Source organism: Paenibacillus sp. P4_A7 (assembly GCF_056402455.1).
Genome location: NZ_JBFUHJ010000248.1, coordinates 1 through 7,942, shown reverse-complemented (window position 1 = coordinate 7,942; position 7,942 = coordinate 1). Strand labels below are relative to the sequence as shown.

Below are 7,942 nucleotides of genomic sequence, written 5' to 3'. Positions count from 1 at the left end.
GTTATACGGTCATGGGAAGGCCGTGAAATACCGACTTTGCTAACAGACCTATTATTGAAGGATCTTGGGTATGACAACGTGTCCGACATGTTCAACGATTATTTGGATCACGAAAAGACTCCCCCACTTAAGAGTGTAAAGCTGCTTTTTCAAGCTGCGGCTCACGAAGATGAGGTGGCTATAGCAATTTTGCGAAAGCAGGGTGAAGAGTTAGGCAAGTCAGCTCAGGCCATTATTAAGCGTCTGAGCATGGAGGGCGACCAATTTGATGTTGTGCTCGCTGGAAGTGTTCTTACCCGGGGAGAAAGCAGATTTGTTCATCCTTACATTGAGCAGGCAGTTAAAGAATGTGCTCCAAACGCTTCGCTGGTTAAGCTTGAGGTTGAACCTGTAGTTGGAGCATTATGGCTGGCTTTTGAGGCTGAGGGAGACAAGATTCCAGAGGAAGTCATTAATCGAATGCGATCCATATCGGAGTACAACTTGGTTTAGCAGTTACGCAGCATGCTTATTGTAAGATTCATTAGTGGAAAGGAAGATATCAGAATGAGTGTGCGAGAGAGTTTGAAAATAGCAGTCATTGGCGGCGGTTCTTCCTATACGCCGGAAATTGTGGAAGGTTTTATTCGGAAGTACGAGCAGCTGCCTGTTAGGGAGCTTTGGTTAGTTGATATAGAGGAAGGTAGACAGAAGCTTGAAATCGTTGGAGAGTTAGCTAAGCGGATGGTTGCCAAATCGGGACTGCCAATCGAAGTTCATTTAACGATGGATCGCCGTAAAGCGATTGAGGGCGCACATTTTATTACGACTCAAATGAGAGTAGGCTTACTTGAAGCTCGCAAATGGGATGAGCATATTCCTAATTTGCATGGGGTGATTGGTCAAGAAACAACTGGGCCAGGCGGTATGATGAAGGCTCTTCGCACGATTCCGGTTTTGCTGGATATTTGCAAGGATATTGAAGAATTAAGTCCGAATGCGTGGCTCTTGAATTTTACGAATCCTGCAGGTATGGTTACAGAGGCAATCAGTCGGCACTCCAAAGTGAAAAGTATTGGACTTTGCAATGCGCCGATCGGACTTCAGAAATGGTTAAGTGAGAAATATGATACGCCAATTAGCCACATCTATACAGAGTTTGTAGGATTAAACCACCTGCATTGGGTAACTCGTATTGAAGTTGACGGAGTGGATAGGCTTACGGAGCTGTTAGACAAGAGGGAAGAGTATTCGGCGAAAAATGTTCCTGCAACAGAGTGGGATCCTGAATTTCTGCGAGGTTTAGGAGGACTCCCTTCTTATTATTTGAAATATTTCTATATGACAGACGCCATGCTTGCGGAGCAGCTAGAGTCTCTGAAAGAGAATGGAACACGAGCGGAAGTCGTGAAGAGGGTAGAGGATGAATTATTTCAACTATATAAGGATCCTAACCTACAAGAAAAACCAAAGCAGCTTGAGCAGCGAGGTGGAGCATATTATTCCGAAGCAGCTGTTAATTTAATGGACTCGCTGTATAACGATAAACGTGACATCCAAACCTTGAACGTGTTAAATGGTCATGTTCTCGACTTTCTTCCGGCAAACGCTAGTATTGAAGTGAACTGCGTCGTTACTAGCAAAGGGCCGATCCCGTTGTCGGTTACACAAGTACCTGAGCAAACGAAGGGCTTAATTCATGCAGTTAAGACATACGAACGGCTTACAATTGAAGCGGCAATAACCGGTAGTAGAGCAGTCGCGCTTCAAGCGATGGCAAGTCACCCGCTCGTTCCATCAGTCCAAGTTGCCAAAACGCTGCTAGATGAGATGTTGGAGTGTAACAAGCGTTATTTGCCTGCTTTTTTTCAATAAAGGGCAGCTATTCAAGAGCACAGTCGGTATTTGAACAATAGAAGTTAGAAGAGTGTCCCCAGCCCCCGACCGTAAGAGGTTGGGGGTTTTACTATGTCTATTTGGTTAGGTGTTTCTTCATTTGGGTGTTGTACCGCACTTTAAGCACGATTTCGGTGCTTAAGGTCTCTTTTTTTGGTTAGTTTGGTGGGCGTAAGCTCGATTAATGGGCTTAAAGGTTTGTTTGCTTTAGGAGTAACCGATAATGCGCCCGGGAATGCCTTTTTAAGGTGGCAATTGTGTATGCAATTACGATTATTATTGCGATTGATTCGTCCCCATGCTTCAGCTTCATTGCCATATTGGCTTTCTTTTATCAAAAAGAAGCTTTAGAACTTAGGTTCATTAAGCGTGTGAAATGCGCGGCATTGGCATTGCTTCTTTGCCTAACTCTGCCCACACATACTTCATCAAGAGCTCAAACTTGAGCTCCTTATAACGCTCATCGTCCCACAAATTGTGCAGCTCGTTCGGGTCTTCTTTAAGGTCAAATAACTCCCCATACATTTGGTTGTAATACACAGTCAGCTTATAACGATCATTCACATATGACTTCTGATGTATAGTCGTCGGCTCATGATGGAATTCACAAATAACATGATCCCGCGCTGTTAATTCTGGCTGACGCCAAACCTCCGATTGATCGACGCCAGTCATTTCGCCTGGAATCGGGATTCCGGCAAATCCAAGGAAAGTTGGAGCAAGATCCACCAGCGATTGCAGTGAGTTTGATGTTTGTCCGGCAGGTACGCCACCTGGATATTTCACGATAAATGGAATGCGCAGCAAGTCCTCGTAATGGAATCCGCCTTTTGCTTGCAAGCCGTGCTGACCGAAGAAGTGGCCGTGGTCAGTCGTGAAAAGTATGATTGTATCCTCACTCAGGCCGAGCTCATCCACCTTGTCCAGAATGCGGCCGATATATTTGTCCATAAAGCTAACCATGCCGTAGTAGACGGCAACGGCTTTCTTATGCTCCTCTTCTGAATACAGCAAGTGGGTATGATAGCCGTGGATGCCATATCCCGATTCTTTGTATGCAGAGAAATCGGGATTCTTCTGTTGTGTCATACCAAAGTGAGGGGGATTTGCATCATGCTCGCCAGGTGTTCCTTTTGGTATGGTTAATTGATCAGGATCGTACATGCTTGACCATGGCTCCGGTGCCAAATAGGGCGGATGCGGGTCTGGGAAGCTTGCCCAAAGGAAGAAGGAGTCGTCCTTTTCTTTGTATTCTTCCAGCAATTGTGCTGTCCTTTCAGCAATCCACGTATTATAGTGATATTCCTCTGGAATCGGCCAATCGAACAGATGCTTGTCATCCATTGTTCCTGTCGGTGCGGTGAAGTAGTCACGCCAATTGGTACACCCCTTAGCTTCGAGCCATAGTACATAATGCTGCCCTACAAGCCATTCATTCGTATGGCAGCGTACCATCTCGGCAGATTCAAATCCGTAGTAAGGGCCAGTGAATGCTTTCCAAAATTCGTAGTCATGCAATTTATCTTTTCCTTCAAGGGAAGGGTAGGCTTCGGTTGCGTTGACAGGTTGGAAGTGAGCCTTCCCAATCAGCGCTGTGCGGTAATCATTATTATGCAATATCTCTCCGATTGTCGCTTTGTCCTCAGCCAGTTTTGTGCCTAATGTCCACGCTCCATGCTGACTTGGATACATCCCTGTAATGATGGAAGCTCTTGTCGGTGTACATGTGGGGTTCGGGCAATAGGCTCTGCCGAAAGTGGTACCTTCTTGAACGAGCCTATCCAGGTTCGGTGTCGATATCTCCGGATTAAAGGCTCCAATGGTGTTCCAATGCTGTTGGTCGCTCGTAATTAGCAAAATATTAGGCCGTTTACTTGCAGTCATAGATTGCTCCCCCTCATCCTTATTCACGTACAAGTTAATCTTGCCTTGATTATAGAGGAATTCATCAGCTCTAAACAATTACAGACAGTTGTCTTTTCTTTGCATTTTGTAGGATATATGCTAGGGTGAATGGAATCGATAAAATCCAAAAGTAAGAGGTGATTACGATGTCCATGGAGGAAAACTCACAGGAATATGCAGAAAACTATTACTTCGTACCGGATGAATTTGATATTCATTCAGGAGTTTGGGCGGTTCGGATCGGTCAAAATGAGGCCAAGAGGGGCTATCACGCAGGTCCTAAGAGAATTGCCTATTTTAGTTTGCATTTTGTCAGGGGCGGGGCAGTAGAACTGGACAATGGTCGTGAGAGGATAATGCTTAGTGAGGGCGGCTTTTTCTGTCTGTTTCCTGAGCATACCTATACTTATCGGATGGTCGATCACAAGTCTCCCCTAGAGATGACGTGGGTCGCTTTTGACGGTCCACAATCATCGTTACTGCTGAACATGATTTCGGTTAGCCCAGAGGTGCCGTATGCAAAGAAGAAGATCACGAAGGAGTTGCTGCTGACGCTGCAGCAATTGCTGCAAACCGGAAATGAGCAAAGCCGATACAATAAGCTTAGACGCAGCAGTTTATTGTATCGGTTGTTCAGTCAGCTTTGCGGACATCAAGAAAAAGTTGAAGCGGTTAGAAGCGGGCCGAAGGAATGGATTCCAGACAGCTTGGAATATATGAGAACCCATTATCGGGAGCAGATCGGCGTACAGCAAGCAGCCGACCATGTTGGCATTCATCGAACTCATTTCTCTAAGCTTTTTACGGAACAGGTAGGGATCACTCCGTCTGAATACTTACGAAAGCTGCGCATGGAACAGGCGGAGCTATTGCTGAGAGAAAGCTCACGTTCCGTCCTTGAGATTGGTCTTAGCTTGGGTTATTCCGATGCGGCTTCCTTCACTCGTGCCTTCGGCCAATATTTTGGCCATTCGCCGAAGCAAACACGCTCGGTAAAGGGCAGTAACACCTAACAGGAAACACTTCTATATCTTTTTTAAGAGCTCAAAGATTTTTAACTCGTTCACCGTACTAATAATGTCAGCGGAGCTAGCCATATTGAATTTTTTTAATATGCTTGTCATTTGTTTTTTGACGGTCTCATATTCAACGCAGCGCTCCTCTGCAATTTGTTTCCTCGTTTTTTTCTCACAAAGCAGCTTTAGCACCTGGAGTTCACTAGGCGTCAATTCGGAAATAATTTGTATGACAAAAAGAATACTGCTTTCCGTTCTTTTAATTCGAACAAATTCGGAACGAATGCTCTTCGCGATCATCGGCCGAATGGGAGAGCTATCACGATATGCCGATCTTATTGCTTCTATGACCTCCTCTTGAGCGGCGGATTTAACAAGATAATCAATAATACCGGTCTGGAAGGCAGCAAAAATAATATTATCGTCTTTGTGAACGGTTACAATAATGATTTTAATATGTGGAAACAGCTCGTGAATTTGTCTGGCAGCGTTAATGCCTGCAAGCGGTTCTTCCATCTCTACATCCATTAAAATAATATCAGGCTGATACTCGATTGCAGCTTCAATGGCCTCATGACCGGATTCCACGGATGATATTAACTCCATATCATCACAAGCAGCGATAATACGCTCCAATCGCCGCCGATGTGATTCGATATCATCCACGACTAAAATTTGTATGTTTTGATCCAAATCAAGCACCCCATTTAAGATCTGATTAAATCACTGGAAGAAAAATTTTAAACGTGGTTCCTTGATCAGGGTCACTTTCAACAATGATTTTCCCGTCATGTCCGATAACAATTTTATGACAATAAGAAAGTCCGATGCCCCAATTATTAACGGAGGCTTTCGTTGTGAAGAAAGGGCTGAAAATGTGTTCTAAATTTTCTTCAGCAATGCCGGGTCCATCATCTTTGATGGCAATAATAGCCCAGTTATTACTTTCCGAGAGGGTAACGACGATCTGTCCTGTATCTTGCTGAGAGAGAGACTCTACCGCATTTTCTAATAGATTATAAATAACCTCGCTCATGTAATGGGTGTCTACATAGCATAGCGGAAGCTCCTCATCAGAGTTTAAAGTAAACTTAAAGTTAGTATTACCCACATTCAGTCTTGAAATAGCCTCATTGACAGGCACATTGAGCAGTTGAGGCTGCAAATTAAGGCTGATGTCTTGCAGCTTATTCGCAGCGTAAGTGATACTCTCCATTCCTTTGCTGCAGGATGCGAGCATCAGGTCAAGACTGTAGGTTGACTCTTTATCGGTATGAATACCTTTAAGATATTCTGCTTCGAATTGAATAGCCAGCAAATGATTTTTTAACGAATGAGTAAAAGCTTTGACGCCGAGTGAAGCGGTATCAATACTATTCTTGATTTGAATATCATGACTCCTGTTGTAAGCTTCAATAGAGCTGTATCGGTACATGATATAGATCATAAAGGTAAGCGCGAGAATAACCAAGTAAGGAAAAATGCGAAAGACAAATGGATAAGAACCAACATTAGGCTGAAGGTAATTGTAGTATCCGGTTAATACCGTTGCTATAACAAGATTTTTCGGTGCCCAAGAGAAAATAAGCAAATGAATAATAGCTACGGGCGCAAGGATGAGAATATGGTAGAGCGCATAATTTTTTATAAATTTGATTTTCGGATAATTAATGTAAAAATTAAGCATGAGCAAAAACGCAACGATTAAATACGCGTAGTTGACGTATTTAAATAGCTGGTTCAATAGTATCACAGCTTCTCTGAAAAAAGCAGATAAATCAGTTGGCATATCTTTGATACTTATCTGCAGCCATATTTGTATGGATGGGTCGAAAAATAAAAGCTGTGCAACCGAAATAGTGGTAATGACTGTGTAAATGCGAGTATTACGCAGCTTTTTTGACGTTCGTGTAAAGGATACGGCGAAGCATAGAAGTGAGAAGTTAAACAGAATCACCCCACCGTTCAGCAGACGGATAAGAAGATTCGGATTGAAACTGGTGAGTACGAGATAGTTCCAGGTTCCTGGACTAAAACTGAAAAATGAGCTGATGATATTTTGATAATAATTAAACTTGCTTAAATACAAAATAAACGATGTGAATGACAGTCCCCACGCCAAAATAATGCCATACATAAATCGGGTAGAAACATTATTCAATTTTTTGTAGGTAAAGAATATCGCTAAGACGAGCAACAAAAGTGTTAAGTAGATCATTTGGACAACCTTCCAGCAGTGAAGTGTTTGACAGATAAGAGGGGTTTAATTAATAGGGGTATAAAACATTCACCTTATGTGATGTTAGGATGATCCCTATAATCAAAGTGTGCCTTAAGTAATGCACACATAATACTAAAGATCAGGGGGATTGTAAAATGAGAAAAATATTTTCGCTTCTAGCAGTGAGTACTCTCGCTATCGGGCTTCTATCCGGCTGCGGCTCGGATACGTCCAATAAAGGCAAGAATGGAGAAGCCTCAGGAAAGACAGAAGCAAAGCAGGTTGCATTAAAAATGACGGTATTGCCAGCTGATCTGGATACATTCAAAGAGGTATACGAAGACTTCCGCAAAGAAAACCCAAACATCACGGTAACGATAGATACGATTCCGCAAGCACAATATTATGAGAAGCTTCGGCTGCAGCTTTCCTCTGGCGATGACATCGATATTTTCGGAGGAAACATGGATGTTCTTCTCGATACCGGTATTCTAGAGCCGCTTGATGGTTTCATCAAAGAAAATAAAGTAGATGTATCTGGTTTTGGCCCCCTTTATGATTCGTTGAAAATAAAAAATGAATCCTACGGTCTTCCTTACCGCAAATCGAACTGGATGCTTTATTACAATAAGACGCTGTTCGATCAAATGAAAGTGGACTATCCGAAAGCGGATATGACATGGGATGAATTCCGTGAGCTTGCTAAGAAGATGACAAAGGGTGAAGGCACGGACAAAATATATGGAGCGTTCTTGCAGCCATGGGCTCAAACCTGGTATATGCAAGCTGTGCAAAGCGGCTCATCCATTATCGATAAAGATTTGAAACCGTTTGCAAAAGGGCTTCAGTTCAGAATGGACATGGAGAAAGACGGTTCAATTATGCCATGGATGGAACAGATTACAACTTCAGCACACTACAATTC

At 43.2% G+C, this 7,942-nt stretch carries 6 protein-coding genes and 1 pseudogene; 4 read left to right on the top strand and 3 right to left on the bottom strand.

Annotation, left to right across the window (positions count from 1 at the left end):
• A pseudogene (locus AC1DWN_RS22385) lies at positions 1–492 on the top strand (N-acetylglucosamine kinase); the annotation flags it as partial.
• Between the two features lie 60 nt (positions 493–552).
• Positions 553–1,854, top strand: coding sequence for a 6-phospho-beta-glucosidase (locus tag AC1DWN_RS22380; protein WP_477561113.1), 1,302 nt, complete (start codon positions 553–555; stop codon positions 1,852–1,854).
• 384 nt (positions 1,855–2,238) lie between these two features.
• Here AC1DWN_RS22380 and AC1DWN_RS22375 read toward each other — a convergent pair whose 3' ends face one another.
• Complete coding sequence (locus tag AC1DWN_RS22375) at positions 2,239–3,759, bottom strand: sulfatase family protein (RefSeq protein ID WP_477561112.1); 1,521 nt, start codon at positions 3,757–3,759, stop codon at positions 2,239–2,241.
• A 167-nt stretch (positions 3,760–3,926) separates the two neighbouring features.
• Between AC1DWN_RS22375 and AC1DWN_RS22370 the strand changes: the two genes are divergently transcribed.
• Entirely contained in the window at positions 3,927–4,793 is an 867-nt protein-coding gene (locus tag AC1DWN_RS22370; protein ID WP_477561111.1) for a helix-turn-helix domain-containing protein, read from the top strand.
• A gap of 12 nt (positions 4,794–4,805) precedes the next feature.
• On the opposite strand, the gene AC1DWN_RS22365 is transcribed toward AC1DWN_RS22370, so the two are convergent.
• Entirely contained in the window at positions 4,806–5,489 is a 684-nt protein-coding gene (locus AC1DWN_RS22365; protein WP_477561110.1) for a response regulator transcription factor, read from the bottom strand.
• A 25-nt stretch (positions 5,490–5,514) separates the two neighbouring features.
• Positions 5,515–7,014: an ATP-binding protein gene (locus AC1DWN_RS22360; protein WP_477561109.1), complete on the bottom strand. Its 1,500-nt coding sequence runs from the start codon at positions 7,012–7,014 to the stop codon at positions 5,515–5,517.
• A 158-nt stretch (positions 7,015–7,172) separates the two neighbouring features.
• Here AC1DWN_RS22360 and AC1DWN_RS22355 point away from each other — a divergent pair.
• Positions 7,173–7,942 (top strand): ABC transporter substrate-binding protein (locus tag AC1DWN_RS22355; RefSeq protein WP_477561108.1); only part of this gene is annotated, 770 nt, incomplete at its 3' end.